General features: G+C 58.4%; 2 protein-coding genes. One reads left to right on the plus strand and one right to left on the minus strand.

What is annotated here, in order from left to right; all coding sequences use genetic code 11:
• The coding region (locus GXX82_12140) for a beta-lactamase family protein (protein NLT23788.1) at positions 1 to 972 on the minus strand (972 nt) is incomplete at its 3' end.
• 314 nt (positions 973 to 1286) lie between these two features.
• Between GXX82_12140 and GXX82_12145 the strand changes: the two genes are divergently transcribed.
• On the plus strand, positions 1287 to 2197 hold a 911-nt coding region (locus tag GXX82_12145; GenBank protein ID NLT23789.1), incomplete at its 3' end, for a hypothetical protein.

Below are 2197 nucleotides of genomic sequence, written 5' to 3' on the forward strand. Positions count from 1 at the left end.
ATCGACGACGGGAGTCGTCAGTTTCGCGAGAGTTTCCGCACGGACAAGACCGGGACCGCGCTTGCCCCTTCCCAGGTTCCATATGGCCCACCTGGCAAAATCCTGCAGGGACATGTGCACGGTGCCGGCCGGTCCCAGAACGAGGGGGTTGTCGGCGTTCGGCCCGGCAAGCATGGGTTTTGCCTTACCGTCGATGATCCTGTGCGGGAGCGGGGCGTCCACCGTTCCCACCGTCGACTGAGGACCGAAACCGGCGCTGCGAAGCCTCAAGGGGACAAATATCCTCTCCAGCACAAGCTCTTCCCAGGATCTGCCGGCAACGCGTTCGATCATGGCCCCGGCTATCATGTACCCCATGTTCGAATAGGCAAACTGCTTCCTGGGCGCGGCCGCGATGGGCTCGGTCAGGAACCTGGATAACATCCAGTAGCGCAGTTCCTTGAGGTCCAGATCTCCCTGCTCGAAAGATCCCTGGAGCAGTTTGCCGAACCGTTCATCGTCGGCGGATATCCCGCTGGTATGGGAAAGGAGCCCCTCCAGCGACACCTGGCCCCAGCCGGCAGCGAGGTTCTTTTTCAGCTCCGGGAATACCTCCTCAACTGTCGAATTCCAGCGAAGCTTGCCCGCTTCCACGTACATAGCCGCAAGAAGCGCCGTCATCGCCTTCGTGTCGGAGCCGATGTGAAAACGGTCCCCCGTCGTCACGGGGATCTCCCGTCCCGCCGCCTTCGTGCCGACCACTCCCATCGCCAGGACCTTCCCGTCCCTGACAACGGCAGCCCCAAGCGCCGGGATATCATGCCTGTCGAGATAGGGCTCCAGAATGACCTCCAGCGACGAAGGACCTTTCGTCATCTTCGGCTTCTCATACATGACCCTCTGGGCACGGGCATTCCCGGCCGTCAGGATCGCAAGAACGACAGTACAAACGAGGCAACACAGCATAAACGGCACTTTCCTTTTTTTCATCATCGAACAACCCCCTTTCGTCGGGACGCATTCCGGTGATCACTCCACCGGACAGAAGGATAATAGCCAACCGCAAGGAAGGATTCAAGGGTAAAGACCGTTTCAAGTTCCAGGTTTCAGGTTGAAGACAAATACGGTACAGGGTTCAGGACTTTGAGCCGGAACGCAGAACCCGCAACGGTTTTTTCCCCTGAAACCTGGAACCTGGAACTTGAAACGGTCTTTACCGGCTTCTTATTCTTTGACTTGTCTGTCTGAAAGCACATATACTTCACAGGTATCCGCCGCATCCGGCAAATCACGGCAAAGAGGTACACATGGAACTGGAACAGACATTCATGAACTTTCTTCTCCACCACCAGGAGAGGCACAACCGGACCTATCACTTCCTCATCCTCATGGACGCCATCATCAGCGCGGCAAAGCGCATCGAGCATTACTACATCACGGGGGCCTTGAAGGGAAACCTCGGGTGCACCGACAGGGTGAACGTCCAGGGAGAAGACGTGATGCAAATGGACGACATCGCCCACGAGATCATCATCCACTACCTCAGGACGACAGGCCGCGTCATACGGGCCGTCAGCGAGGAATCGAAGGACATCATCCCTCTCAATGAGAAAGGCGGGCGGTACTTCATCTATTTCGACCCCCTCGACGGCTCGTCCAATGTCGCCCACGGCCTTCCCGTCGGTTTTCTCTTCGGGATAGCGAAGCGCAACCTCGATGGCCCCGAAGACTTCCACCTGAGGGCGGGAAAGGACTACATCGCCGCCGGCATGTTCGTGATCCCCACCGGTTCCCTGACCATTGCCTTCCGCGAAGCGGGAACGTGGCGCTTCCACATCGACGAGACCATGAACTACGTCAAGCCCGTCAGGATGATCCTGCCCGACACCCCCGATACCTGGGAACTATCATTCAACGCCACAAACCGCTACACGTACCGGAAAGAGGTCCGGGAATGGGTGCGACAGAATGAAAGACGGTACACTTTCCGCTATCTCGGGGCCCTCGCGGGCGACTTCCACCGGATCCTCACGCGGGGAGGGATGTTCATGTATCCCGCCATCGTGAATCATCCGGACCCGAAGAAATTGAGGCCCGAGGGAAAGCTCCGCCTCATGTACGAGGCATCCGTTGTGGCCTTCATGTGCAGGGAGGCGGGAGGGCACGCGGTGGACGAGCACGGTGCCCCGATCCTTGACATAGAGCCGAAGGACCACCA

This window comes from Syntrophorhabdus sp. (genome assembly GCA_012719415.1).
In the GTDB taxonomy this organism is placed as follows: domain Bacteria; phylum Desulfobacterota; class Syntrophorhabdia; order Syntrophorhabdales; family Syntrophorhabdaceae; genus Delta-02.